This window comes from Burkholderia sp. ZZQ-2 (assembly GCF_050768715.1).
In the GTDB taxonomy this organism is placed as follows: Bacteria; Pseudomonadota; Gammaproteobacteria; order Burkholderiales; family Burkholderiaceae; genus Burkholderia; species Burkholderia cepacia.
In genome coordinates this window covers 1-24,259 of sequence record NZ_LDVA01000266.1, presented here as the reverse complement: position 1 = coordinate 24,259, position 24,259 = coordinate 1, and the positions used below count along the sequence as shown (strand labels likewise).

Sequence of the window (24,259 nt, the reverse complement as noted above, 5' to 3'; positions counted from 1 at the left end):
CGCGGCGCGTCAACTTTTCATTTCGATGAACGTTTTCTAGGATGTAGTCAGCGAAAGCCTTCAGCTTTCCAAGCCATCCTTAAGGCGCACGTAAGTCTCGTACGCATTCCGTGCCTTGGGGTCCAAACCTTCCAGTTGCAGCGCGCCTTGGCGCTGTACAATCAGCAGCGCATACGGCTTGGAAAGCGCGCTGGCCTCTTCGCAGAGTTTGAGTTCGTCGCCGCTCGACGGCGAGCGGGCGCGCCAGAAATTGATCGCGGCTTCTAGGTCGTTGATCGAAATATCGGACATGATTGGATTTAATCGTTCGCTGGCCGCCATGCTTGATGTCAGGTGTCGCGGCACCCCTGTGGAAACGGCGTCGTGCTGTCCGCGTGCCTGAACCGCCAACCCATTGTACTTGAGCGAACTTCATGCGACTCCTTCTGATCGAAGACGACCGCCCCATCGCACGCGGTATCCAGAGCAGCCTCGAGCAGGCTGGCTTCACCGTTGACATGGTGCATGACGGCATCTTTGCCGAACAGGCGCTGGCACAGAATCGCCACGAACTCGTGATCCTCGACCTCGGCCTGCCGGGCATCGACGGGATGACGCTGCTCACGCGCTTCCGCCAGACCAACCGCCACACGCCCGTCATCGTGCTGACCGCACGCGACGAGCTGAACGACCGGATCCAGGGCCTGAACTCCGGCGCCGACGACTACATGCTCAAGCCGTTCGAGCCGGCCGAGCTCGAAGCGCGCATCCGCGCGGTGATGCGCCGCAGCGGCCCGCACAGCGACATGCCGCGCCCGGAAGTGTCGCTCGGCGGCGTCCGCCTGTCGGGCGTCGATCGCCGCATCTTCAACGACGACAAGCCGCTCGAACTGTCGCCGCGTGAATTCGCGGTGCTCGAGATGCTGCTGCTGCGTCACGGCCGCGTCGTCAGCAAGGCCCAGCTGCAGGATCACCTCACGCACTTCGGCGGCGATCTCGGCGACACCGCGATCGAAGTCTACGTGCACCGCGTGCGCAAGAAACTCGAGCAGTGCCGCGTCGAAATCGTCACGGTGCGCGGCTTCGGCTACCTGCTGCAGGAAATCCGCCAGACGGCGAGCGTCTGAACGGCGGTGCGGCGCACCGGCCGGCCTGGCCGCCGGCGCGCCCACCCTGCCCGCATCGCCGCCCGGCGTACGACCGCGCCGCTCCCCGTGAGCGGCGCTTATCCATTTGCCCGTCGAAATGTCACCTGATCCGGCTGTGACCACCAGCCTGCGCCGCTCGCTGCTTCGGCGCCTCGCCGCCCCGTTGTCGATGCTCGCACTGATGAGCGGCCTGATCGCCTACTGGCTCGCGTGGCAATACACGCAGCACGTGATCGACCGCTCGCTCGCCGATCTCGCGACCGCCATTTCCAAACAGATCCAGATCGCCGGCCCCGACGCGCCGTTTACGGTGCCGCCGCTCGCGCAGGCGATGTTCTCCGATCCCGCCGAAGCGCTGATCTACCGGATCAGCGACGGCGAACAGGAACTCGCCGGCGATCCGAAGCTGCCGCTGCGGGGCATCAACGTGCGCCGCATGCATCACGCGTACGTGTTCGAGGCCGAATACGACAATCGCGCGGTACGGGTCGCGCAGGTGCGCGTCGACAACGTCGAAGGCGGCAAGCCGATGGTCGTCGAGGTCGCGCAGCCGGTGCGGCACCGCTACCGGATCGCAGCCGAATTCCTCGTCGCGATCATGATGCCGCTGCTGCTGCTGCTGCTCGCGGGCTGGGGCATCGTGTGGCGCGTCGTCAACCAGCAGCTCGGCCCGCTCACGCATCTGGCCGATTCACTGAACCGGCAGACCCACACGTCGCTGGAACCGGTCGACGAAACCGAGGTGCCGCTGGAAATCCGGCCGCTGACGAGCGCGATGAACGCCCTGCTCGGCCGCCTGAAAACCGCGCTCGACGCGCAGCGCAAGTTCATCGCCGATGCCGCGCACCAGTTGCGCACGCCGCTCACGGCCGTGAAGCTGCACGCGGAGCAAGCAGCCGTGGCACGCGACCCGCACCAGACCTTCGCCGCGGTGCGCGAGCTGCGCGCGGCCGCCGACCGCGCGGTGCGACTGTCGAACCAGTTGCTGTCGCTCGCTCGCGCGGAACCGGGCGAACAGGCCGCGCGGTTCGTCGACGTCGACCTCGCGGCGATGGCATTCGAGACGGGCGCCGAATGGGTGCCGCGCGCACTCGCGTCGCACGTCGACCTCGGCTTTCAGCGTACCGACGATCCGGGTGACGACGAGAAGCTGGTCGTGCGCGGCAACCCCGTGCTGTTGCGCGAGGTGATCGCGAACCTGCTCGACAATGCGCTGAAGTACGTGCCGCTCGCGCGGCCGGACGGTGCGCGGATCACGGTGAACGTCGCGCGCGGCACGCTCGAGGGCGGCCAGCCGGCCGCCGAGATCGTCGTCGAGGACAACGGCCCCGGCGTGCCCGCCAACCAGCAGGCCGACCTGTTCAAGCGCTTCTTCCGCGGCGACGCGCAAAACGGCAACGGCGTCGAGACGGGCGCCGGGCTCGGCCTCGCGATCGTGCACGACATCATCGCGATGCACGGCGGCACCGTATCGTACGAGGATGCGTCGGAAGGCGGCTCGCGCTTCGTGGTGAGGGTGCCGCTGGCTGCACGCACGGACAAGCCGGCCAGCGAAACCCCGGCCACCGCGTCGACGCACTGAGCGATTCGCGGCGGGCGGCCCCGGGCCGGGTCGCACGCCGGATGACGAAGGCGGAAAACCCGGCCGCATGATGCAGCAGCCGGGCGCTGAAACGGCAGCGGCAGCGCACGATGCGCCGCCGCCTGCGTCACTTCCTGTTTTTCTTGTCCTTCGAACGGGACTCGGACTTGCCGTCCTTCTTGTCCTTCTTCTTTTTCTTCTTCTTGCCGCCGTCGTCGGACGTCGCGAGCAGCGTGCCGCGGCACGACGATGCGCCGCAATGGCACGCGTATTCGCGCTTGAGCGACTTCGTCAGCTTCGCATCGATCACGAGGCCGTAGTCGTAGAACAGTTCCTCTTCCGGCCCGATGTCGCGCAGCGCGTGGATGTACACGCGGCCTTTGACTTCCTCGGCTTCGCAGTTCGGTGCGCACGAGTGGTTGATCCAGCGCGCGCTGTTGCCGTCGATCTTGCCGTCGATCACCCCGCCCTCGTCCAGTGCGAAGTAGAACGTATGGTTCGGTTCGCTCGGGTCGTGCGGATGGCGACGCAGCGCTTCCTTCCACGAAATTCGTTCGCCCTTGTATTCCACTACGCGCTCGCCGGCCTTGATCGGCGCCACGGCGAACACGCCCTTGCCGTGTACTCCCGAGCGGCGCACCGCGATCCTGCGTGAACTCATCGAACGAATCCTTGTGAAAACGACTTGAATGGGGCGGCCGCGATCGCGGCCTGGCGTCGCGCAAAACGAAAACGCGGCACCGGTCGGTGCCGCGTCGGGACATGCGGCGAATCACCCGCATCCTACACGTTCACGATTGCTTCGTTCAACATCACGCGCAATATTGCGCGTGCGATGCTCAACGCTGGCCGAAGGCGACGTCGCCGAACAACGCCTTGTGCTCGCGCGGCTGCGAACGCCAGTACTGCGGCGGCGCCGTCACCTGCGCACCGAGCTCGGCCGCCGCGTGCCACGGCCAGCGCGGGTCGTACAGCATCGCACGCGCCATCGCGACGAAATCGGCATCGCCGGCCTCGATGAGCCGGTTCGCATGCGCGGGTTCGTTGATCAGCCCGACGGCAACCGTCGGCATGCCGACCGCGCGCTTCACCGCCTGCGCGAACGGCACCTGGTAGCCGGGCGACAGCGGGATTTTCTGCAGCGGCGACACGCCGCCGGACGACACGTCGATCCAGTCGCAGCCGCGGCGCTTCAGTTCGTGCGCGAACGCGATCGTATCGTCGAGCTCCCAGCCGCCTTCGACCCAGTCGGTGGCCGACACGCGCACGCCGACCGGCCGGTCCTCCGGAAACGCCGCGCGCACGATCTCGAAGATCTCGAGCGGAAAGCGCATCCGGTTTTCGAGCGAGCCGCCGTATTCGTCGGTGCGCAGGTTCGCGAGCGGCGACAGAAACTGGTGCAGCAGGTAGCCATGTGCCGCATGCACCTCGATCGCATCGATACCGAGCCGTGCGGCACGCTTCGCCGAGGCCGCGAACGCTTCGCGGATCCGGTTCAGGCCGGCGGCATCGAGGGCGAGGGGCGGCGTCTCGCCGTCCTTGTGCGGCACCGCCGACGGTGCATGCGGCAACCAGCCGCCGTCGGCGACCGACACGAGCTGACCGCCCTGCCACGGCACGTTGCTCGACGCCTTGCGCCCCGCATGCGACAACTGCATCGCGACGCGGATCGGCGAATGCTTGCGGATCGCGGCCAGCACGGGCTTCAGCGCGGCTTCGGTCACGTCGTCCCAGAGGCCGAGGTCGCCATGCGTGATGCGCCCGTCGGGTTCCACCGCGGTCGCCTCGATGCAGAGCAGCCCCGCGCCCGACAGCGCGAGATGGCCGAGGTGAATCATGTGCCAGTCGGTCGCTTCACCGCGCTCGGCCGAATACTGGCACATCGGGGAGATCACGATCCGGTTCGGAAGAGTCACGCCGCGCAGCGTGAACGGGGAAAACAGCGCAGTCATGGAGGCCGCTCGCCAGGAAAGGAAAGAGCGAACGAGCGTAGCACGCAGGCCGCAAGCGTGCTGACGGTGCACGCGGCAGTAAGCGGATGGTCAGGTACGGCCCGCGGCGGGTTGCGGGCGACGCGGCAAACAGCGCGCATACGGCGATGCGCCAGCCTGCAACGGACGCGGGCCGGGCAACCGCTTCGCGGCATACGGCAGTGCCGCTTGCCGCGTCAGAGTCCGACGCCGTCGAGCCACTCCGCAAACATCCGTCGCGCGGCCGCCTCGAGCGCGGGGCCGTGCTGCGCGGTATCGGCGCGCAACTGGCGCGCGTCGATGCCGGGCGTGGCCGCGATTTCGCCGGCGTTGGCGATCAGCCACGGTTCGAAGCGGTCGGTGCGGATTTCCGGATGGCATTGCAGCGCCAGCACGTGCTGGCCCCACGCGAATGCCTGGTGGCGGCAGGCCGGTGTGGACGCGAGATGAATCGCGCCGCCCGGCAGGTCGAACGTGTCGCCATGCCAGTGCAGCATCGACGTCGCCGCGCCATCGAGATGGCGCAGCGGCGATGCGCGGCCGGCATCGGTGAGCGTCAGCGGCGTCCAGCCGAGTTCGTGCTGAGCGGCCGGGTAGACGCGCGCGCCGAGCGCCCGGGCGATGAACTGCGCGCCGAGGCAGATGCCGAGGATCGGCAGCCCGGCGTCGATGCGCGTGCGCACGAGCGCCGCGAGCGGCGCGATCGTCGGATACTGCGCGTCGTCGTACACGCTGAGCGGCCCGCCGAGCACGACGATGAGCGACGGTTCGAGTACGTCGAGCACCTCGAAGCGCGACGACCCGACGTCGACGTAGCGCACCCGCCGGCCCCGTTCGCCGAGCACCTGCTCGAAACTCCCGAGATCCTCGAAGTGCACGTGGCGGATCGCCACGACTTCAGCGTTCATCATCGGCCTCCCGGTCGATCGACGGACGTCAGCCGGCGAAAATCTTCCAGGTCTTCTTCTGCGTCGCCGCGTCGGCTTCTTCCTGCACCGAGCAGTCGAGACGCAGATCGCTGTCGGACATCGAGATGTCGAGCGCCGCGCAATGATGCACGGTCTTCTTCGACAGCTTGCCCGGCTGGAAGTGGGCGCACGTCAAACACATGCGCTGCGGCGGCGTCGCACCGGCCACCTGCAGTTCGCGCAGCGTCTTCAGCAGCGCGCGATACAGTGCGCCCTGCTCGTCCGCGCCGAGCTTGCCGACGGCTTTCGTCAGGAATTCAGGCCATTGCAGCGCCTTCTTCGCTGCCGTGCGGCCACGAGCCGACAGGCGCACGGCCAGTGCGCGGCCGTCGTCCAGCGCGCGGCGCTTCTCGACGAGCCCCTTCGTCTCGAGCGTGCTGACCGCATCGCTCGTGGTCGCCGCGGTCAGCTGCGTCTCGCGCGCGATCTCGCCGAGCCGCATCGGGCCCTTGCGCTGCAGCAGCAGCACGAGAATCTCGCCCTGCGTCGGCGTGAGGCCAGCGCCTTCCGCCCAATCCCATGCCTGGCTTCGCATGGCCGTACTCAACCGCAGCAGGCTGTGGGTCACACGTCCCGAAGCCTGATTCCCGTAAACGCCTTCGCTCATAGTCTTTTCGCTTTGCCGCCGCCCGGTTTGCCGAGCGGCCGTAGTGTGGAGATCGAATGTCTATCTCAAAACAGACACGCTCTTGCGAGTGCGTCAGCACGGCCGTCGCGAGGGCACACGCGGCGGTCGCGTTCGCGGCGACCGGTAAGACACGCATCGTTCCGGTGTCCGCAAAGCCGACATTCTAAGCGAGAGCGGAAAATCGCACAGCTAAGTTATCCCCTTCATTCTGTGGAAAATCACTGGATAACCAAAATTTTTCGTTGTGCCTGCAATGCCGAACGCCCGCGCAGCGGGGTGTCGGGACATTTTCCTGTTCGGATCGGCCATCGGGCCGAACGCAATGATCCACCGGGTTATCCCGCGCACAGATCATTGACTTTGCAGCGGAATATCGGGTTATCCACAGATTTTCAGGACAACCGGCAACGATTTCGGCGTCAATCGAGGCCGCCAGCCGTTCAGTGAATCGCGACTCGGTCGACCCCGTAATCTGCAAAACATTTTTTCATTCGCGCCAACGTAAGCACTGCTGGCGGACCGTCTCGTTGAGCGATTTTTCCTGTTTGAAAACGGTTCTCAACCACGAGGCGTCGTTCACGCGCGCCTGGGCCAGTGCGCCGATCTCGTCGAGCGCCGCGCGCGAACCGAGCGCGGCCGCATGCGGCGCAATCCGGTCGAGCGTGTCGAGGATGTCCTCGGCGATGGTACGGCGCTCACCCGTCTGAGGATTCACGCAGGTGCCCTCGAGCCCGAAGCGGCACGCCTCGAAACGGTTGAACGTGTAGACGAGGTAGTCGTCCTCCGACAGCTTCAGCGGCCGGTCGGTCAGCAGGTAGCGTGCGAGCGTCTGGATGTAGCAGGCGATCGCCGCCGCGCGGTCGACCGACAGCGGCGTGTCCATCACGCGCACCTCGATCGTCCCGTAGCCGGGTTTCGGGCGGATGTCCCAGTAGAAGTCCTTCATCGAGTTGACGACACCCGTGTTCACCATCTTCGTGAAGTACTCCTCGAAGCTATCCCAGGTCAGCACGAACGGCGCGCGGCCCGACAGCGGGAACGCGAACACTGAATTCAGGCGGGCCGAATGGAAGCCGGTGTCGACGTTCTGCACGAACGGCGACGACGCGGACAGCGCGATGAAGTGCGGAATGAAGCGCGACATCGAGTGCAGCAGGAACAGCGCGCTGTCGGGATCGGGGCAGCCGATGTGCACGTGCTGGCCGAACACGGTGAACTGTTTGGCCAGGTAACCGTACAGTTCGGAGATGTACTGGAAGCGCGGCGCATCGTAGATCTGCCGGTCGCTCCATTGCTGGAACGCATGCGTGCCGCCGCCGGCCAGCCCGACGTTGAGCTGGTCGGCCGCCTTCACGAGCACGTCGCGGATCGCGTGCAGCTCGCTCACCGCCTGCTCGTGCGAATGGCAGATGCCGGTCGACAGCTCGATCATGCTCTCGGTGATTTCCGGCGTGATGTTGCCCGGAAAGGTCTCGCCCTGGATCAGGCGCATCAGGTCGGATGCCGCTTTGGTCAGGTCGTAGTTGTGCGTGTTGACGACCTGGATCTCCAGTTCGACGCCGAACGTGAACGGCTCGGAATTGACGAAGGTTTCGAGTGCCATGGCAGGTTCCGGAATCAGTTGCTGTCGCTGCGCTCACCGACCGCCGACAGGCAGCGGTAGACGATGAACGGGCTGACGAGCTGCAGGATCACGATCGTGCACATCACGATCGCGCGCAGGTGCGGGTCGAAATTCGGATAGAGCTGGTAGGTGTCGTCGACGAGCAGGTACGACAGCGCGGACATCGGCGTGAGCGCGATGCCGAGCGCGATGCCCTGCTTCATCCCGATGCCGCTCGGCTTCGCGAACGCGACGACACCGGCCAGCTTCGCGACGAGCCGCGTGACGATCAGCACGATCGCGAGCAAGCCGCCGAGCGCGATGTCGCCCCATGTGAACGACGTGAGCGTGAGCACGAACAGGACCACCGTCAGCAGCCAGCCGGCCGTGCCGAAATGCTCGGGCCACAGCTGCGGGCGCGCCTCGAGGTTCTTCACGATGATGCCGGCGAGCAACAGCGTGAGCAACGTCGACAGCTTCAGTGCCTGGGCCACCGCGATCGCGAGCATCACGAGCCCGAACAGCGCGACGAACGAATGCTCGTCGCGCATCGTCGACGTCATGTGGCGGAACAGGAAATTGCACGAACGCGCGACGAGATACGCGACGATGAACGAACCGGCGAGCAGGTAGAGCGGCTGCAGGATCGTCGCGAAAACGTTGCCGTACGCTTCCTGGTGGAGCCAGCTCGTCACGAGCTTGGTCAGCACGATCGCATAGACGCTGTTGAGCGCGGTGAGCGTGATGAGGCGTTGCGACACCTGCCCTTCCGCGCGCAGTTCGGTCTTCAGCTGGATCACCATCGATGGCGATGTCGCGATCGCGATCGCCGACAGCACGAGCGCGACCATCCCCGATACGCCGAGCGCCAGCATCACGAACAGCACCAGCACGAACGTCAGCGTGGCTTCGGCGAGGCTCGACGCGACGAGCCACGGATTGCGCCGGATCCAGCGCAGGTCGAGACGGCTGCCGAGCTCGAACAGCAGCAGGCCGAGCGCGACGTCGATCAGCAGCCGCGAGGTTTCGTCGGTGCTTGCATCGATCACGCCGAATCCGAACGATCCGGCGACGAGACCGATCACCGCATAACCGGTTATGCGCGGCAGCCGCCATGCGCGATAGCACAGCTCGCCGCACAGGCCGGCCGCGAACAGCGCGAGCCCGGCCCAGAACACGGCATCCGGCGTAAGCGGCCAGTTGGGCAGGAATGAGAACGCCGACTTCATCGTGGTGACTTCTCCTTTGGAAGCGACCGCCAGCGACACAGGGTCAAGCGTCAGAAATGGATGCGCGCCGGCTGGGTATCGCCCCGAATGTGATTGTTGTGTCGACGACGGCGGGACATGGGATCCGCCTGCTCCGCCACAGGGCGGAAAGTCGCTCAGGTTGCCGATCTGGATTGTCGGCCTGGTGTGTGAACGGACTGCGCAGTCTCGAAGATTCAGATTCGAAATCGTGCCGACCGTTCCATTGAAGCATGTCCGGCGCCTGGCCGGATGAACGCGAAGGAAACCGATTGTGCCACAGCTTTTTCGGTCTGGAACCCATTGATTCGACTCGCGGCGCTGTGCGGCACCCCAGGTCTTTGGTTTCAAAGGTTTACTTGTATATATACGTAGTAGAAGTTAACAAGGCGCGCACAGTTCTGTGGATAACTTCAGTTTACGTCGACGGATCAAGGTGTTGGAGAGTCCATAACCCGTTGCACAGGCTGTTCGTGCACAGAAGTTTCGATTGAGCAACTTTCGGGCCGTTTCACAGCTGTGCCGAGTTGCCCAGTTTACGTCCACAGTGATTGCACACGAAGTGCGCGCGGATTCCGCGCAGTTATCCACAGCATCGAGTGGATAACCTTGCGCGAAAAAATCGGGAAACTGTGATCGGCTCGGGGGCCGGTCAGCCGGCCTGGCTGACGCGGCGCGCGCGCAATGCGCGGATCAGGAAGCGTGCGGGATCGACGGCGTCGGCGAGTTCGCGTTCGAGCGGCCATGGCTCGCCTTCGAGTTGCGATGCGATCAGTTCGGCGCCGAGTGCGGCCCATACGAGGCCGCGCGAACCGAAACCGAATGCGCCGTAGAGTCCGGGCATGCGCGGCAGGTCGCGCGCCTGCGCGCCGCTCAGCGCGCGTGCTTTGGCGACGGCTCCGGCTTCGTCCGCGAGCGGGCCGATGAGCGGCAGTCGATCGCCGACGACCCAGCGGAACGCAACGCGGCCGCGCAGCGTGCCGGGATCCGGCACGTCGCCGATCAGGCCCGGCAGCAGACGGCGCACGCGCTCGAGGTTTTCGGCGTGACCGGCCGCGCGCATCGCGGGATCGACGTCGTCGGGCTCGAACGTCGCGCCGATCAGCAGCGTGCCGTCGTCGAGCGGTACCGCGTAACCGTCGCCGATCGCCGGGCACGGCAGCGGTGCCGTGCTGCCGGGGGGCAGCAACGTGAGCTGGCCACGCACCGGTTGCAGCGCGACGTGCTGCAGCCCGGCGAGGCGCACGGCATCGCCGGCATTCGCGAGCACGACGACGGGCGCTTCGGCCAGTGTGCCGCCCGCATCGTCGAGCGCATGCCAAGCATCGCCCCGCCGTTCGAGTCGTGCCACGGCGGTGGACGCGAGCAAGCGCACGCGCTCGCCGGCCGCCTCGCACTGGGCCGCGCAAAGGCCGGCTGGCCAGACGGCGCCGCCGTGCGGAAACAGCAGGCCGCCGTGCGCGACCGGCAGGTTCAGATGGGCGCGCGCGGCATCGGTGTCGAGCAGCGATACGTAGTCGGACGGTGCGCCGAACGCATCGAAAGCATCACGCATCCGCGCGAAGTCGTCGGCCGATTCGGCGAGATGAATCATCCCGTGCGTGCTGCGCGCGAATGCATGGCCCGCGCGTTCGAGTGCGCGCCAGCGTGCGATCGCGTGCAGGAAGCCGCCGCGCGTGAGCCGGCTCGCGACATTGTCGTCGCGCGTCATCAGCGGATGGAATACGCCGGCTGGATTGCCTGACGCCTCGCTCGCGATCCGCTCGTGCCGTTCGATCAGCGTGACCTCCCAGCCGCGCGCGGCGAGACGTTCGACGACCGCGCAGCCCGCGAGGCCCGCACCGATCACGATCGCGCGGCGTGCCGCAACGGGCAATGCGAGCGGCGGCTCGTGCCGGCGCGCGCGCCAGCGCGGCGCGTACTCACCGACGAGCATCACGAACTTGCCGGCAAACCCGTCGACCTTGCGATACGTGAAACCCGCGTCGGTGAGTGCTTGTTTCACGACGCCCGAACTCGAATACGTCGCGAAGGTCGCGCCTTCGGCAGCGAGGCGTCCGAGGGCGCGGAACACGTCGGCCGACCACATGTCCGGGTTTTTCGCCGGCGCGAAACCGTCCAGATAAAACGCATCGGCACGTGCAACGAGTTTCGGCAGCATCTCGCGCGCGTCGCCGAATGCAAGCGTGAGCACGACCCGCCCATCGTCGAATTCGAGCCGGTGCAAACCCGGCACGAGCGTCGGCCACGCATCGGCAAGCATCGCGGCTTCGGCCGACATGGTTGTGTTCGCAACGATATGGGAAAGCGCCTTGCGCAAGTCGTCGCGCGAGAACGGGTGCTTCTCGACCGACACGAAATGCAGCCGCTCGCAGCGTGCGGGATCCTCGCGCCACGCGGCCCAGGTCGCGAGGAAGTTGGCGCCCGTGCCGAATCCCGTCTCGACGATCGTGAACGTGCGGCGGCCTTGCCAGCGCGCCGGCAGCCGGTTGCCCGCGACGGACACGTAGTTCGCCTGCGCGAGCGCGCCCGCGACGTTGTGATAGATGTCGCCGAACTCGGGCGACACGAGCGTGCCGTCGTCGCGGATGGCGAACGTGGCGGGAACAAGTCGGTCGGTCATGCGAAACAAAAAACGTGGCAGCCAAGCCTGGCAAGGGATTGCGCGGGGCCGTCCGTCCGGCCGTTGGAAAAAGCCAACGGGGCGGCGCACGGGCGGACCGCGCTGCGTATCCTGTCCGGTTGGCGCTGGTCAAAAAATGGGCAGTCCGTGATTCATTCGGCGAAATACCGATGAAAATCTTTGAAACCCTTGTCGTTATTGGGTTTGCGCTGCGCTATCATAGCAACGCCGTACCGCGGGGTGGCCGCCGGCATACCGGAGGGCGCGTCGCGCGGGCCAGGATTCGGCGCTGTGTCGTCGGAGTCTGACTCTCGACGGCACGGTTCGCGCACGTATAATCGGCGCGTTCGCGCTGTTCGTGTCAACCTAACCTGATAAAGGAACCTTAATGAACAAACAGGAACTGATCGACGCCGTCGCCGCCCAAACGGGCGCCAGCAAGGCTCAAACCGGCGAAACGCTGGACACGCTGCTCGAAGTCATCAAGAAGGCCGTGTCGAAGGGTGATGCGGTTCAGCTGATCGGCTTCGGCAGCTTCGGTTCGGGCAAGCGCGCAGCACGTACGGGCCGCAACCCGAAGACGGGCGAAACCATCAAGATCCCGGCAGCCAAGACGGTCAAGTTCACGGCTGGCAAGGCGTTCAAGGACGCCGTCAACAAGCGTTAATCCAGCGCCTGTTCCAAGAAAAACCCGCCTTTCGGCGGGTTTTTTGTTGGGCGCGCGCGGCATTTTCGCCACAGTCCGCGCCACTCTTGCAAGATTTAACGGTTGTTTTTACAACGCGTTACACGTGCACGATCTGCGTGTCGCCGTGATCGTCGTCGTCGTGCGAATCGATATCCCACACCGGGAACGGATCGTCGAACGCGTGCCATCCCGCCGCGCCGAGCGCGAATTCCGCATCGGTCAGCAGGCACGCATCGAGTTTCTCGCGCCACGCATCCGCGTCGAGCGCGATGCCGATCAGCACGAGTTCCTGCCGGCGATCGCCCACTGCGCGATCGTCGAGATCGCCGTGCCATTCGGCGCGGATTTCCGCGAGCAGTTCGTCGTCGTCCGGCCATTCCGCGCGATCCTGCGCCGCCCACCACAGACCCGCCGGGCCATGCCGGCATACGCCGCCCGCCTGCGACAGCGAGCCCGCGATGTCGTTGCGCGTCGCGAGCCAGAAGAAGCCCTTGCTGCGCAGCACGCCCGGCCACTCCTGGTGCAGCAGCGCCCAGAGCCGTGCCGGATGAAACGGCCGGCGCGCACGGTAAACAAAATTGCCGATGCCGAATTCGTCGGCTTCGCCGTGCACGTGCGCATGATGTTCGTCATGGCAGTCCGGGTCGTCGCAATGCGTGTGATCGTGATCGAGCGATGCGAGCCAGCCCGGCGCGTTCGCGGCCTCGTCGAAATCGAAACGGCCCGTGTTCAGCACTTCGTCGAGCGGCACGTTGCCGAACGTCGACACGACCTGGTGCGCGCGCGGGTTCAGGCGCGCGAGGATGTGCTGCAGGCGTGCGAGTTCGTCGGCGCCGACGAGGTCGGCCTTGTTGATCACCAACACGTCGCAGAATTCGATCTGCTCGATCAGCAGTTCGACGAGCGTGCGGTCGTCCTCTTCCGAGGCGGCGATGCCGCGGGTTGCGAGCGCGTCGTCCGAGCCGTAGTCGCGGAGGAAGTTGTACGCGTCGACCACGGTGACGAGCGTGTCGAGCCGCGCGATCGCGGACAGCGACGTGCCGTCGTCGTCGACGAACGTGAAGGTTTCGGCGATCGGCATCGGCTCCGCGATACCGGTCGATTCGATCATGATCGCGTCGAAGCGGCCTTCGGACGCGAGATTGCGGATCTCGACGAGCAGGTCGTCGCGCAGCGTGCAGCAGATGCAGCCGTTCGACATCTCGACGAGGCGTTCCTCGACGTGCGACAGCGCTTGCGCGTCGCGCACGAGCGATGCATCGATGTTGACCGCTGCGAGATCGTTGACGATCACGGCGACTTTCAGGCCCGCGCGGTTCGCGAGGACATGGTTGAGCAGCGTGGTCTTGCCGGCGCCGAGGAAACCGGACAGCACGGTGACGGGCAACGGCTGGTTCATAGCCGGATTCATAGCGATACGCACCAACGGAAAAATTGAACAAGCGGCCGCGGCGCCCTTCCGGGGCGCGATCGTCCCGCGGACGGGCGAAATTGCGGCGTGAGATCCGCATTGTGCATCAAACGCGCGCCGGCCGGCCTGTACGGCGTCAGGCCGCGCCGGGCAGCAGCGTCATTGCACGGGCGGCAACAGCTTCCACTGCGTCAGGATGGCGGCGATCTGCCGAGCGTACTTGTCGCGCAGCGACGGTGTTTCCGAATGATAGGCGCCGACGGCCTGCCACGTGTTGCCGTAGCGGTTCATCTTCTGCTTGAGATGCCACGCGGCGATGTAGACGTTCTTGCACGGCTCCATCAGCGTGTCGCGGCCGATCCCGTAGCGCGACAGCGTCGGGAGGTGGATCGAATTGATCTGCATCAGGCCGTAGTCGACCGAGCCGTTCGTGTTCTTGTTCAGCGCGCCGGGCCGGTTGCGCGACTCCTGCCACGCGATCGCGCGCAGGATCAGCGGATTGACCTGCTGATATTTTGCCGCCTCGTCGAAACAGTCCGCGCGAGCGTTCGCGCTGGCGAAACACGCGCCGGCGGCGATCAACGCAATCGAGGCGAACCGTCTGTTCATGGTGCGGAATCGATAATAAATTGCGTGAAGGTCGGGAAAACCCGTGCCTGTTATTCGTGCGATGAGAAACGCGCCGCCCGTATCATACCGACAGTCCGTCAGCTTGCGACATACAGGAATACGGCAGCCCGGTTATACCGCATTTCCGTGTCGGTTCATCGTGAAACGGGGGCGATGGCCGGGATGCAGAGCATAGCGCCGAACATTACATATTGCATACGGCTCGCAGAATACATGTCGTATGTGAGACAGTCCTCGGGTCAATGTGATATTTCGGACATGAAAAACTGCTAATGTCGCCTCTTTAGGACTTGGATCCCAGCACTACCGCCGGAAGTGGCCTGAGCCGGCATCGACCCATTCATCCATGACAAGAAATCGCTTCGTTATGCGGCGTGTCGCCACGACCCTGATCGTCGCCGGCCTCATCGTTTCGCAGGCCGCCTACGCTCAGGTCACGCTCAACTTCGTGAATGCGGATATCGACCAGGTCGCCAAGGCGATCGGCGCCGCAACCGGCAAGACCATCATCGTCGACCCCCGCGTGAAGGGGCAGCTCAACCTCGTGGCCGAACGGCCGGTGCCGGAAGACCAGGCGCTGAAGACGCTGCAGTCCGCGCTGCGGATGCAGGGCTTCGCGCTCGTGCAGGATCACGGCGTGCTGAAGGTCGTGCCCGAGGCCGACGCGAAGCTGCAGGGCGTGCCGACCTACGTCGGCAACGCGCCGCAGGCGCGCGGCGACCAGGTGATCACGCAGGTGTTCGAGCTGCACAACGAATCGGCGAACAACCTGCTGCCCGTGCTACGGCCGCTGATCTCGCCGAACAACACGGTGACGGCCTACCCGGCGAACAACACGATCGTCGTCACCGACTACGCGGACAACGTGCGGCGCATCGCGCAGATCATCGCCGGCGTCGACAGCGCCGCGGGCGCGCAGGTGCAGGTCGTTCCGCTGCGCAACGCGAACGCGATCGACCTCGCCGCGCAGCTGCAGAAAATGCTCGACCCGGGCGCGATCGGCAACAGCGACGCAACGCTGAAGGTGTCGGTCACTGCCGACCCGCGGACCAACTCGCTGCTGCTGCGCGCGTCGAGCGCGTCGCGCCTCGCGGCCGCGAAGCGGCTCGTGCAGCAGCTCGACGCGCCGAGCGGGGTGCCCGGCAACATGCATGTCGTGCCGCTGCGCAATGCCGATGCGGTGAAGCTGGCGAAGACGCTGCGCGGCATGCTCGGCAAGGGGAGCGGCAGCGACAGCGGCTCGTCGGCATCGTCCAACGATGCGAACAGCTTCAACCAGAACGGCGGCTCGTCGTCGAGCGGCAACTTCTCGACCGGCACGTCGGGCACCCCGCCGCTGCCGTCGGGCGGCCTCGGCGGTTCGTCGTCCTCGTCGGGGTACGGCGGTTCGTCGGGCAGCGGCGGCGGTCTCGGCAGCGCCGGCCTGCTCGGCGGCGACAAGGACAAAGGCGACGACAACCAGCCGGGCGGCATGATCCAGGCCGACGCGGCGACCAACTCGCTGATCATCACCGCGTCGGATCCGGTGTACCGGAACCTGCGCTCGGTGATCGACCAGCTCGACGCGCGGCGCGCGCAGGTCTATATCGAAGCGCTGATCGTCGAGCTGAACTCGAATACGTCCGGCAACCTCGGTATCCAGTGGCAGGTCGCGAGCGGCCAGTTTCTCGGCGGCACGAACCTGAACCCCACTGGCGGTCTGGGCAACAGCATCATCAACCTGACGGCGGGCGGCGTGGCCAACGCCGCCGGCGGCATCACCGGCGGCGGGCTGGCCAACAATCTCGGGGCGCTGAGCCAGGGGCTCAACATCGGCTGGCTGCACAACATGTTCGGCGTGCAGGGGCTCGGCGCACTGCTGCAGTATTTCTCGGGCGTGAGCGACGCGAACGTGCTGTCGACGCCGAACCTGATCACGCTCGACAACGAGGAAGCGAAGATCGTCGTCGGCCAGAACGTGCCGATCGCGACCGGTTCGTATTCGAACCTGACGAGCGGCAACACGAACAATGCGTTCAACACCTACGACCGTCGCGACGTCGGCCTGACGCTGCACGTGAAGCCGCAGATCACCGACGGCGGGATCCTCAAGCTGCAGCTCTATACCGAGGATTCGGCGGTGGTTGCCGGCACGACCAGCGCGCAGACCGGCCCGACCTTCACGAAGCGCTCGATCCAGTCGACGATCCTCGCGGACAACGGCGAGATCATCGTGCTCGGCGGCTTGATGCAGGACAACTACCAGGTGTCGAACAGCAAGGTGCCGCTGCTCGGCGATATTCCGTGGATCGGCCAGCTGTTCCGTTCCGAAACGAAGCTTCGCCAGAAAACCAACCTGATGGTATTCCTGCGCCCGGTGATCATTTCCGATCGCAATACCGCGCAGGAAGTCACGGCCAATCGTTACGACTACATCCAGGGCGTGACGGGCGCGTACAAGTCCGACAACAACGTGATGCGCGACAAGGACGATCCGGTCGTCCCGCCGATGCCGATCGGCCCGAGCCAGGGTGGCACGGCCGCGGGCAACCTGTTCGATCTCGACAAGATGCGTCGCCAGCAGGTACAGCGCCAGGTGGTGCCGGTCCCGGCCCAGCCGTTGCCGGAGGCGACGCCCGCGCAGCCGCAGAGCGTGCCGCAGCAGGCGGTGCCGCAACAGCCGCTGACGGCCACGCCGGGAGCCTCGCAGTGAGCGACGTGCTCGCCTCTTCCGCCCACGACGGCGCGCCGGGCGAACGCCAGCCGCCGTCGCCGCTCGCCGCGCGGCTGCTGCCGTACGGCTTCGCGAAGAGCGGCCAGGTGCTGATCGCGCACCAGCTCGACGATACGCTCGAGGTGTGGATCAGCGAACGCACGAGCGATGCCGCGCTCGCGGAGATCGCGCGCAACTTCGGCTCGATCTCCGTGCATCGCGTGCCGGCCGACGAGCTCGCGCAGGCGATCAACCACGCGTACGCGCGCCAGGACGGCAGCGCCGCGCAGGTGGTCGGCGAGGTCGAAGGCGAAGTCGACCTGTCGCGGCTGATGCAGGACATCCCCGAAGTCGAGGATCTGCTCGAATCGGAGGACGACGCGCCGATCATCCGGATGATCAACGCGCTGCTCACGCAAGCGGCGCGCGAACAGGCGTCGGACATCCACATCGAGCCGTTCGAGAACGCTTCCGTCGTGCGCTTTCGCGTCGACGGCACGCTGCGTGACGTCGTGCGGCCGAAGAAAGCGCTGCACGGTGCGCTGATCTCGCGGATCAAGATCATGGCGCAGCTCGACATCGCGGAGAAGCGCCTGCCGCAGGACGGCCGCATCACGCTGCGCGTCGGCGGCCGGCCGGTGGACGTGCGCGTGTCGACGCTGCCGACGGGCCACGGCGAGCGTGCGGTGCTGCGTCTGCTGGAAAAGGATGCGCAGCGGCTGAACCTCGAAGCGCTCGGGATGGGCCGCGACACGCTCGTCCAGTTCGACAAGCTGATCGCGCGCCCGCACGGCATCGTGCTCGTCACGGGCCCGACCGGTTCGGGCAAGACGACCACGCTGTATGCGTCGATGTCGCGGCTCGAAACCGCGACGACCAACATCATGACCGTCGAGGACCCGATCGAATACGACCTCGGCGGCATCGGCCAGACGCAGGTGAACGAGCGGATCGGGATGACCTTTGCCCGGGCGCTGCGCTCGATCCTGCGCCAGGATCCGGACGTGATCATGATCGGCGAGATTCGCGACCTCGAAACCGCGCAGATCGCGGTGCAGGCGTCGCTGACGGGCCACCTCGTGCTCGCGACGCTGCACACGAACGATGCGGCATCGGCCGTCACGCGTCTGACCGACATGGGTGTCGAACCCTACCTGCTCGCCTCGTCGCTGCTCGGCGTGCTCGCGCAGCGGCTCGTGCGCCAGCTTTGCCCCGTCTGCAAGGAAGAACGCCAGGAGGAAGGCCGCACCGTGTGGCATCCGGTCGGCTGCGACAAGTGCGGGCATTCGGGCTATGCGGGCCGGCGCGGGGTGTACGAACTGCTGCTGGTCGACGAGTCGATCCGCTCGCTGATCCACCGCAACGCGGCCGACGCGGAGATTCTCGCCGCCGGTCGTGCGGAAGGGATGCGCACGCTGCGCGACGACGCCGAGCGCTGGCTCGCGTCCGGCGCGACGTCGCTCGAGGAAGTGTTGCGCGTGACGGGAGGCGCATAGCGCGATGCCGGCATTCCGTTTCGAAGCAATCGATTCGGCGGGACGCGCGCAGAAGGGCGTCATCGACGCCGACAGCGCGCGTGCCGCGCGCGGCCAGCTGCGTACGCAGGGGCTGACGCCGCTCGTCGTCGAGCCGGCCGCCAGCGCGACGCGCGGGGCGCGGTCGCAGCGGCTCGCGTTCGGCCGCAAGCTGTCGCAGCGCGAACAGGCGATCCTGACGCGCCAGCTCGCGAGCCTGCTGATCGCGGGGCTGCCGCTCGACGAGGCGCTCGGCGTGCTGACCGAGCAGGCCGAGCGCGACTACATCCGCGAACTGATGGCCGCGATCCGCGCGGAAGTGCTCGGCGGCCATTCGCTCGCGAACGCGCTGGGCCAGCATCCGCGCGACTTCCCCGAAATCTATCGCGCGCTCGTCGCGGCCGGCGAGCACACCGGCAAGCTCGGCATCGTGCTGTCGCGCCTCGCCGACTACATCGAGCAAAGCAACGCGCTGAAGCAGAAGATCCTGCTGGCGTTCACGTATCCGGGGATCGTCACGCTGATCGCATTCGGCATCGTCACGTTCCTGCTGAGCTATGTCGTGCCCCAGGTCGTCAACGTGTTCGCGAGCACGAAGCAGCAGCTGCCCGTGCTGACGATCGTGATGATGGCGCTGTCGGATTTCGTGCGGCACTGGTGGTGGGCGATCCTGATCGCGGTCGTGCTCGTCGTGTGGTTCGTGAAGGCGACGCTGTCGCGTGACGGCCCGCGGCTGCGCTTCGACCGCTGGGTGCTGACCGCGCCGCTGGCAGGCAAGCTCGTGCGCGGCTACAACACGGTGCGGTTCGCGAGCACGCTCGGCATCCTCACCGCGGCGGGCGTGCCGATCCTGCGCGCGTTGCAGGCGGCCGGCGAGACGCTGTCGAACCGCGCGATGCGCGCGAACATCGACGACGCGATCGTGCGCGTGCGCGAAGGCTCCGCGCTGTCGCGCGCGCTGAACAACGTGAAGACGTTTCCGCCGGTGCTCGTGCACCTGATCCGTTCCGGCGAAGCGACGGGCGACGTGACGACGATGCTGGATCGCGCGGCCGAAGGCGAAGCGCGCGAGCTCGAGCGCCGCACGATGTTCCTGACGAGCCTGCTCGAGCCGCTCCTGATCCTGGCGATGGGCGGCATCGTGCTCGTGATCGTGCTGGCCGTGATGCTGCCGATCATCGAGCTGAACAACATGGTGCAGTAACGGCCCGACAGTCGATCGGGCCGCTGCCGTTCAGCGCATGTAGATCGCGGGGGACGGCGTGTTCGCCGGCAGCTGGATTTCGGCGCGGGCGCCGTTGCGGTCGACGACGATCGAGCGGGGGCGGACTTCGGCGAGCTTCGCGCCGGGCGTGACCTCCGCACCGAGCGACACGGCGCGCGGCGGTTCGCCGCCGACGCCGACGATCGCGGCGGCACCGCGATCGAGCGAGAGGATGCCGAACAGGTGGATGTCCTGCACGGGATTCTTGTCGAGCTGACCGCCGAAGAGCGCCGCGGCGTCCTCGGTACGGATCGGCAGCCGCGCGGCGGCGGCGGGCAGCGGCGCTTCACGGGCTGACAGCGTGACGACCCAGTAAGTGGCCGTCGCGCACAAACCCGCGAAGAGGGCTAGGGAGAGGATCCGGATCGAGAGCGCGTTCATGCGCGCTATTGTACGGATCTATGTGAAATTTGCGTTGGGTGAAAGCCCTCGGCAATGCGCGCCTTACAATGCGTGCTCCGCGCCCGCGGGTCCGGAAGGTTGCCGTCAGGCAATCGTCCGGTGCACCGGGCGCGTCACGCAACCAACGACATTTTTTGGAAAGAGGTAGTCAGTCATGCAAACGTGGATCACTCGCCGCAACGCGGCCGTGCGTCGTCAGCGCGGTTTCACGCTGATCGAGATCATGGTGGTGGTCGCGATCCTCGGGATCCTCGCGGCGCTGATCGTGCCGAAGATCATGAGCCGCCCGGACGAGGCGCGCCGCATCGCCGCGAAACAGGACATCGGCACGATCATGCAGGCGCTCAAGCTGTACCGTCTCGACAACGGCCGCTACCCGACCCAGGATCAGGGCCTGAACGCACTGATCCAGAAGCCGTCCACCGATCCGATCCCGAACAACTGGAAGGACGGCGGTTATCTCGAGCGCCTGCCGAACGATCCGTGGGGCAACGGGTACAAGTACCTGAACCCGGGCGTGCACGGCGAGATCGACGTGTTCAGCTACGGCGCCGACGGCAAGGAAGGCGGCGACGGCAACGATACCGACATCGGTTCGTGGCAATAAGCGCTCACTGACCGGCCCGACGCTTCGTTCCCGTTCTTCATGCTCGCCATTCGCACGACCTCCCGCTGCGGTCGCGACCGCCGTGTGCGTCGCGGCGCGGCTTCGTCCGTGCCGGCGCATGCCGACGGCGGGCCGACGAAGCACGGTGCGCGGCGGCGTCGCACGCGCGGCTTCACGCTGCTCGAAATGCTGGTCGTGCTCGTGATCGCGGGCCTGCTCGTGTCGCTCGCGTCGCTGTCGCTCACGCGCAATCCGCGTACCGACCTGCGCGAGGAAGCGCAGCGCATCGCGCTGCTGTTCGAGACCGCCGGCGACGAGGCGCAGGTGCGTGCCCGGCCGATCGCATGGCAGCCGACCGCACACGGCTTCCGTTTCGACGTGAGCTCGCCCGACGGCTGGCGCACGCTGCGCGACGACCTGCTGCGCCCGCGTGACTGGGACGGCGGCGTTACGGGCGCCGACATTGACTATCCGGGGTCCGACACGCGCGCGAGCCGCGTCGTGTTCGGCACCGAGAGCATCGACACGCCGGTGCGCGTGACGCTGCATTCGGCCGCCGGCAGCGCGACGATCGTCGGCACCGGCAACGGCCGCTACGAGGTGCAATGACGATGCGTCGTCGCCTGCCCTTCCCCGTTGCTTCATCGCACCGCCATGCCCCAACGGGACTGCATGCGCGGCGCGGTTTCACGATGATCGAGGTGCTGGTCGCGCTCGCGATCATCGCGGTCGCGCTCGCCGCGTCGATCCGCGCGGTCGGGACGATGGCGACCAACGCCTCCGATCTTCATCGCCGGCTGCTCGCCGGCTGGAGCGCCGACAACGCGCTCGCGCAGATGCGGCTCACGCATGCGTGGCCGGAGATCGGCGAGCAGAGTTTCGACTGCTCGCAAGGCAACGTGCAGCTCGTCTGCACGCAGCGCGTGAGCACCACGCCCAACCCGGTGTTCCGGCGCGTCCGGATTTCGGTGAGCACGCCCGGGCAGGCCGGCGTGCTCGCGCAGATGGTGACGGTGGTCGCGAATGAAACCAGCCGTCCGCTCTGACGCGCCGATGCGACGCCCGTTCGCCCGCCCCGCCCGCGGCTTCACGCTGATCGAGCTGATGATCGCGATCGCGATCCTCGCGGTGGTCGCGATCCTCGCGTGGCGCGGGCTCGACCAGATCATGCGCGGTCGCGACAAGGTCGCGGCCGCGATGGAAGACGAACGCGTGTTCGCGCAGATGTTCGACCAGATGCGCATCGACGCGCGGCTCGCCGCGACCGACGACGAAGCCGGCCAGCCGGCGATCGGCGTCGCCGGCAACACGCTGCAGATCGTCCGCGAACTCGAGGTGCCGGGCGTCGCGCCGCGGCTGCAGGTGGTCCGCTACCGGATCGCCGGCGGGCGGGTCGTGCGCTACGCGTCGCCGCCGATCGACGACGCGAACCGGCTGCGCGGCATGCTGAAGGACAGCAGCGTCGAAGGCTGGAGCTGGGTCGCGCTGATGGGCGGCGTCGGCGCGATCGACGCGAAGCTGTACGTGCCGCGCGTGGGCTGGACCACCAACCTGCAGACGGCCGACGACGCGCTCGCGCAGAACAACGATGCGCTCAAGGTGCCGCAGCTCGGCAACGCGCCGCCGACGCGCGCGGTGACGGGGCTGCAGGTCAGCATCGGTGCGACGTCGCTGCGCGTGCCGGTCACGCGCATCTTCCTCGTCGGGGAATGACGATGCGCGCGCGCCCTCCCCGTTCATTGCCTGCCGCCCGTGCTGCCGGTCACGCACGGGCACGCGGCCGCCAGCGCGGCGCGGCGATCATCACCGCGCTGCTCGTCGTCGCGCTGTCGGCGATCCTCGTCTCGGGGATGCTGTGGCGCCAGCAGGTGCAGATCCGCCGCATCGAGAACCAGCGCGAGATCGCGCAGGCGCAGTGGGTCGCGCGCGGCGCGCTCGACTGGACGCGGATGATCCTGCGCTCCGAAGGCGATACGGCGCCCGGCATCACGTACCTCGGCGGCATCTGGGGCGTGCCGATCGCGAAGACGAAACTGTCGGACTTCCTCGGGCGGATCGGCGCGCCCAACGACACCGGCGGCGAAGACACCTATATCTCCGGCTCGATCGAGGACGCCCAGGCGAAGTTCAACCTGCGCAACCTCGTGGCGTCGCCGGCGCCCGGCGTGCTGCAGTTGAACGTCACGCAGGTCCAGGCGTTCCAGCGCCTGCTGACGACGCTCGGCTACGACGGCGCGTTCGCGAAACGCGTCGCGCTGCAGGTGCGCGCGGGCCTGTTGAATTCGGCGACGCGTTTCCAGATGCCGACGCTGCCGGGCGGCGGCACGGCGCCGCCGGTCACCGCGCCGGTGGCGACCGATCAGCAGGGCGGCGGCGGCTTCACCGACGATCCCGGCATGACGGGCGGCGACCGCGGGCCCGCGCCGCTGATGATGACGGGGGTCGACAGCCTGCTCGACGTCGACGGCGTGACGCCCGAGATGGTCGCGCGGCTGCGCCCGTTCGTCACCGTGCTGCCGACCACGACGCCCGTGAACATGAACACCGCGCCGGCCGAGGTGATCGCGGCGCTGATCCCGGGGATGAGCGTGTCGTCCGCGCAGGCGCTCGTGTCGCGCCGCGAGACCGTGTTTTTCCGCAACGTCGCCGATGTGCAGCTCGCGCTGCGCGGCGCCGGTGCACCGCCGAACGTGACGCTCGACTCGAGTCTCGTCGACGTCAATTCGAGCTATTTCATCGTGCATGGCCGGATCCAGCACGAACGCGCGGAGGTCGATCGCACCTCGCTCGTGTATCGTGATCCGACCACGCATTCGACACGGGTCGTGCGCATTCGCGACCAGCTATAACGACGCCATTCGGGAGAGGAGCTCTTGTGAGCACGTTGATTGTTTCTTTGCCGCCGCGCGAGCCTGCCGTGCCGTTGCAGGAATGGCAGTGGCCCGAGCTGCCGTTCACGCTCGTCGACAAGGCCGGCCACGTGCAGCGCGCGGGCCGCGCCGCGCTGGCGCTGCTGCCGCGCGCGAATGCGACGGTGCTGATCGTCGCCGCGCGCGACGTGCTGCTGCTGGCTGCGACCGTGCCGCCGCTCAAGGGTCCGAAGCTGCGCCAGGCGCTGCCCAATATCGTCGAGGATCAGCTGATCCAGGATCCGCTCGGCTGTCACATCGCGCTCGATCCGGATGCGCTGCCCGACGGGCGCCGCGTGCTGGCCGTCGTCGATCGCGCGTGGTTCCGCACGATCTGCGAAGCGTTCACGGCGGCCGGCCACCGGCACCTGAGCGCGGTGCCCGCGACACGCTG

General features: G+C 66.8%; 23 protein-coding genes. 12 read left to right on the top strand and 11 right to left on the bottom strand.

Annotated elements, in window-relative coordinates; all coding sequences use genetic code 11:
* Positions 1 to 60: 60 nt before the first annotated feature.
* Positions 61 to 291, bottom strand: a complete 231-nt coding sequence (locus ABY44_RS20110) for a DUF3717 domain-containing protein (protein WP_021160419.1) — start codon at positions 289 to 291, stop codon at positions 61 to 63.
* A gap of 122 nt (positions 292 to 413) precedes the next feature.
* Here ABY44_RS20110 and ABY44_RS20105 point away from each other — a divergent pair, with 122 nt between their 5' ends.
* Together ABY44_RS20105 and ABY44_RS20100 are read left to right on the top strand one after the other, a co-directional pair.
* On the top strand, positions 414 to 1,106 hold the full coding sequence (locus tag ABY44_RS20105; RefSeq protein WP_006401494.1) for a response regulator: 693 nt from the start codon (positions 414 to 416) through the stop codon (positions 1,104 to 1,106).
* Positions 1,107 to 1,224: 118 nt separating this feature from the next.
* Positions 1,225 to 2,709, top strand: coding sequence for a sensor histidine kinase (locus tag ABY44_RS20100; RefSeq protein ID WP_060174946.1), 1,485 nt, complete (start codon positions 1,225 to 1,227; stop codon positions 2,707 to 2,709).
* Between the two features lie 127 nt (positions 2,710 to 2,836).
* On the opposite strand, the gene ABY44_RS20095 is transcribed toward ABY44_RS20100, so the two are convergent.
* The 7 genes from ABY44_RS20095 to mnmC form a co-directional block, all read right to left on the bottom strand.
* Positions 2,837 to 3,370, bottom strand: coding sequence for an SET domain-containing protein (locus ABY44_RS20095; RefSeq protein ID WP_027788727.1), 534 nt, complete (start codon positions 3,368 to 3,370; stop codon positions 2,837 to 2,839).
* Positions 3,371 to 3,548: 178 nt separating this feature from the next.
* Positions 3,549 to 4,661, bottom strand: a complete 1,113-nt coding sequence (locus ABY44_RS20090) for an NADH:flavin oxidoreductase/NADH oxidase (protein WP_060174945.1) — start codon at positions 4,659 to 4,661, stop codon at positions 3,549 to 3,551.
* Between the two features lie 215 nt (positions 4,662 to 4,876).
* On the bottom strand, positions 4,877 to 5,587 hold the full coding sequence (locus ABY44_RS20085; protein WP_027788729.1) for a glutamine amidotransferase: 711 nt from the start codon (positions 5,585 to 5,587) through the stop codon (positions 4,877 to 4,879).
* 28 nt (positions 5,588 to 5,615) lie between these two features.
* A complete protein-coding gene (locus tag ABY44_RS20080; protein WP_027788730.1) occupies positions 5,616 to 6,254 on the bottom strand; it encodes a MarR family winged helix-turn-helix transcriptional regulator in 639 nt (212 codons plus the stop codon).
* A 508-nt stretch (positions 6,255 to 6,762) separates the two neighbouring features.
* Positions 6,763 to 7,878 (bottom strand): YbdK family carboxylate-amine ligase, encoded by a 1,116-nt coding sequence (locus ABY44_RS20075; RefSeq protein ID WP_021160413.1) that lies wholly within the window; start codon positions 7,876 to 7,878, stop codon positions 6,763 to 6,765.
* 14 nt (positions 7,879 to 7,892) lie between these two features.
* On the bottom strand, positions 7,893 to 9,107 hold the full coding sequence (locus ABY44_RS20070) for a cation:proton antiporter (protein ID WP_027788731.1): 1,215 nt from the start codon (positions 9,105 to 9,107) through the stop codon (positions 7,893 to 7,895).
* Between the two features lie 670 nt (positions 9,108 to 9,777).
* Entirely contained in the window at positions 9,778 to 11,748 is a 1,971-nt protein-coding gene (gene mnmC, locus ABY44_RS20065) for a bifunctional tRNA (5-methylaminomethyl-2-thiouridine)(34)-methyltransferase MnmD/FAD-dependent 5-carboxymethylaminomethyl-2-thiouridine(34) oxidoreductase MnmC (protein ID WP_060174944.1), read from the bottom strand.
* Positions 11,749 to 12,136: 388 nt separating this feature from the next.
* Between mnmC and ABY44_RS20060 the strand changes: the two genes are divergently transcribed.
* Positions 12,137 to 12,415: an HU family DNA-binding protein gene (locus ABY44_RS20060; RefSeq protein ID WP_006401505.1), complete on the top strand. Its 279-nt coding sequence runs from the start codon at positions 12,137 to 12,139 to the stop codon at positions 12,413 to 12,415.
* A 118-nt stretch (positions 12,416 to 12,533) separates the two neighbouring features.
* Here the strand turns inward: ABY44_RS20060 and ABY44_RS20055 are convergent, their stop codons facing one another.
* Together ABY44_RS20055 and ABY44_RS20050 are read right to left on the bottom strand one after the other, a co-directional pair.
* Positions 12,534 to 13,847, bottom strand: a complete 1,314-nt coding sequence (locus ABY44_RS20055; RefSeq protein ID WP_027788733.1) for a GTP-binding protein — start codon at positions 13,845 to 13,847, stop codon at positions 12,534 to 12,536.
* Positions 13,848 to 14,006: 159 nt separating this feature from the next.
* Complete coding sequence (locus ABY44_RS20050; RefSeq protein ID WP_027788734.1) at positions 14,007 to 14,456, bottom strand: lytic transglycosylase domain-containing protein; 450 nt, start codon at positions 14,454 to 14,456, stop codon at positions 14,007 to 14,009.
* 367 nt (positions 14,457 to 14,823) lie between these two features.
* Between ABY44_RS20050 and gspD the strand changes: the two genes are divergently transcribed.
* The 3 genes from gspD to gspF are packed head-to-tail and all read left to right on the top strand — an operon-like array spanning position 14,824 to position 19,887.
* Complete coding sequence (gene gspD, locus ABY44_RS20045) at positions 14,824 to 17,169, top strand: type II secretion system secretin GspD (RefSeq protein ID WP_027788735.1); 2,346 nt, start codon at positions 14,824 to 14,826, stop codon at positions 17,167 to 17,169.
* On the top strand, positions 17,166 to 18,665 hold the full coding sequence (gene gspE / locus ABY44_RS20040) for a type II secretion system ATPase GspE (RefSeq protein ID WP_027788736.1): 1,500 nt from the start codon (positions 17,166 to 17,168) through the stop codon (positions 18,663 to 18,665). Before gspD ends, gspE begins: the two co-directional genes overlap by 4 nt.
* A 4-nt stretch (positions 18,666 to 18,669) precedes the next feature.
* Positions 18,670 to 19,887 carry a type II secretion system inner membrane protein GspF gene (gene gspF, locus ABY44_RS20035; RefSeq protein WP_021160406.1) on the top strand — a complete coding sequence of 406 codons (1,218 nt, stop codon included), beginning with the start codon at positions 18,670 to 18,672 and terminating at the stop codon, positions 19,885 to 19,887.
* 30 nt (positions 19,888 to 19,917) lie between these two features.
* Here the strand turns inward: gspF and ABY44_RS20030 are convergent, their stop codons facing one another.
* Complete coding sequence (locus ABY44_RS20030; protein WP_027788737.1) at positions 19,918 to 20,328, bottom strand: type II secretion system protein N; 411 nt, start codon at positions 20,326 to 20,328, stop codon at positions 19,918 to 19,920.
* Positions 20,329 to 20,503: 175 nt separating this feature from the next.
* Here ABY44_RS20030 and gspG point away from each other — a divergent pair, with 175 nt between their 5' ends.
* The 6 genes from gspG to gspL form a co-directional block, all read left to right on the top strand.
* The gene (gene gspG / locus ABY44_RS20025) at positions 20,504 to 20,956 is read left to right on the top strand and encodes a type II secretion system major pseudopilin GspG (protein ID WP_027788738.1); all 453 of its coding nucleotides are present in this window, start codon (positions 20,504 to 20,506) and stop codon (positions 20,954 to 20,956) included.
* Between the two features lie 39 nt (positions 20,957 to 20,995).
* On the top strand, positions 20,996 to 21,565 hold the full coding sequence (locus tag ABY44_RS20020; RefSeq protein ID WP_060174943.1) for a GspH/FimT family pseudopilin: 570 nt from the start codon (positions 20,996 to 20,998) through the stop codon (positions 21,563 to 21,565).
* A 2-nt stretch (positions 21,566 to 21,567) separates the two neighbouring features.
* On the top strand, positions 21,568 to 22,002 hold the full coding sequence (gene gspI / locus ABY44_RS20015; protein WP_027788740.1) for a type II secretion system minor pseudopilin GspI: 435 nt from the start codon (positions 21,568 to 21,570) through the stop codon (positions 22,000 to 22,002).
* The gene (locus tag ABY44_RS20010; RefSeq protein WP_080982182.1) at positions 21,980 to 22,669 is read left to right on the top strand and encodes a PulJ/GspJ family protein; all 690 of its coding nucleotides are present in this window, start codon (positions 21,980 to 21,982) and stop codon (positions 22,667 to 22,669) included. Before gspI ends, ABY44_RS20010 begins: the two co-directional genes overlap by 23 nt.
* Before the next feature lie 2 nt (positions 22,670 to 22,671).
* Positions 22,672 to 23,805 carry a type II secretion system minor pseudopilin GspK gene (gspK, locus tag ABY44_RS20005; protein WP_059694514.1) on the top strand — a complete coding sequence of 378 codons (1,134 nt, stop codon included), beginning with the start codon at positions 22,672 to 22,674 and terminating at the stop codon, positions 23,803 to 23,805.
* Between the two features lie 26 nt (positions 23,806 to 23,831).
* The coding region (gspL, locus tag ABY44_RS20000) for a type II secretion system protein GspL (RefSeq protein WP_431641654.1) at positions 23,832 to 24,259 on the top strand (428 nt) is incomplete at its 3' end.

Coding starts and splice junctions, on each gene's coding strand:
- ABY44_RS20075 (WP_021160413.1), bottom strand. CDS start 7,878: ATGGCACTCGAAACCTTCGTCAATTCCGAGCCGTTCACGTTCGGCGTC.
- ABY44_RS20085 (WP_027788729.1), bottom strand. CDS start 5,587: ATGAACGCTGAAGTCGTGGCGATCCGCCACGTGCACTTCGAGGATCTC.
- ABY44_RS20060 (WP_006401505.1), top strand. CDS start 12,137: ATGAACAAACAGGAACTGATCGACGCCGTCGCCGCCCAAACGGGCGCC.
- ABY44_RS20095 (WP_027788727.1), bottom strand. CDS start 3,370: ATGAGTTCACGCAGGATCGCGGTGCGCCGCTCGGGAGTACACGGCAAG.
- ABY44_RS20090 (WP_060174945.1), bottom strand. CDS start 4,661: ATGACTGCGCTGTTTTCCCCGTTCACGCTGCGCGGCGTGACTCTTCCG.
- ABY44_RS20055 (WP_027788733.1), bottom strand. CDS start 13,847: ATGAATCCGGCTATGAACCAGCCGTTGCCCGTCACCGTGCTGTCCGGT.
- gspK (WP_059694514.1), top strand. CDS start 22,672: ATGCGCGCGCGCCCTCCCCGTTCATTGCCTGCCGCCCGTGCTGCCGGT.
- ABY44_RS20105 (WP_006401494.1), top strand. CDS start 414: ATGCGACTCCTTCTGATCGAAGACGACCGCCCCATCGCACGCGGTATC.
- gspG (WP_027788738.1), top strand. CDS start 20,504: ATGCAAACGTGGATCACTCGCCGCAACGCGGCCGTGCGTCGTCAGCGC.
- ABY44_RS20110 (WP_021160419.1), bottom strand. CDS start 291: ATGTCCGATATTTCGATCAACGACCTAGAAGCCGCGATCAATTTCTGG.
- ABY44_RS20100 (WP_060174946.1), top strand. CDS start 1,225: ATGTCACCTGATCCGGCTGTGACCACCAGCCTGCGCCGCTCGCTGCTT.
- ABY44_RS20080 (WP_027788730.1), bottom strand. CDS start 6,254: ATGAGCGAAGGCGTTTACGGGAATCAGGCTTCGGGACGTGTGACCCAC.
- ABY44_RS20010 (WP_080982182.1), top strand. CDS start 21,980: ATGAAACCAGCCGTCCGCTCTGACGCGCCGATGCGACGCCCGTTCGCC.
- ABY44_RS20020 (WP_060174943.1), top strand. CDS start 20,996: ATGCTCGCCATTCGCACGACCTCCCGCTGCGGTCGCGACCGCCGTGTG.
- mnmC (WP_060174944.1), bottom strand. CDS start 11,748: ATGACCGACCGACTTGTTCCCGCCACGTTCGCCATCCGCGACGACGGC.
- gspI (WP_027788740.1), top strand. CDS start 21,568: ATGCGTCGTCGCCTGCCCTTCCCCGTTGCTTCATCGCACCGCCATGCC.
- ABY44_RS20030 (WP_027788737.1), bottom strand. CDS start 20,328: ATGAACGCGCTCTCGATCCGGATCCTCTCCCTAGCCCTCTTCGCGGGT.
- ABY44_RS20070 (WP_027788731.1), bottom strand. CDS start 9,107: ATGAAGTCGGCGTTCTCATTCCTGCCCAACTGGCCGCTTACGCCGGAT.
- gspD (WP_027788735.1), top strand. CDS start 14,824: ATGACAAGAAATCGCTTCGTTATGCGGCGTGTCGCCACGACCCTGATC.
- ABY44_RS20050 (WP_027788734.1), bottom strand. CDS start 14,456: ATGAACAGACGGTTCGCCTCGATTGCGTTGATCGCCGCCGGCGCGTGT.
- gspF (WP_021160406.1), top strand. CDS start 18,670: ATGCCGGCATTCCGTTTCGAAGCAATCGATTCGGCGGGACGCGCGCAG.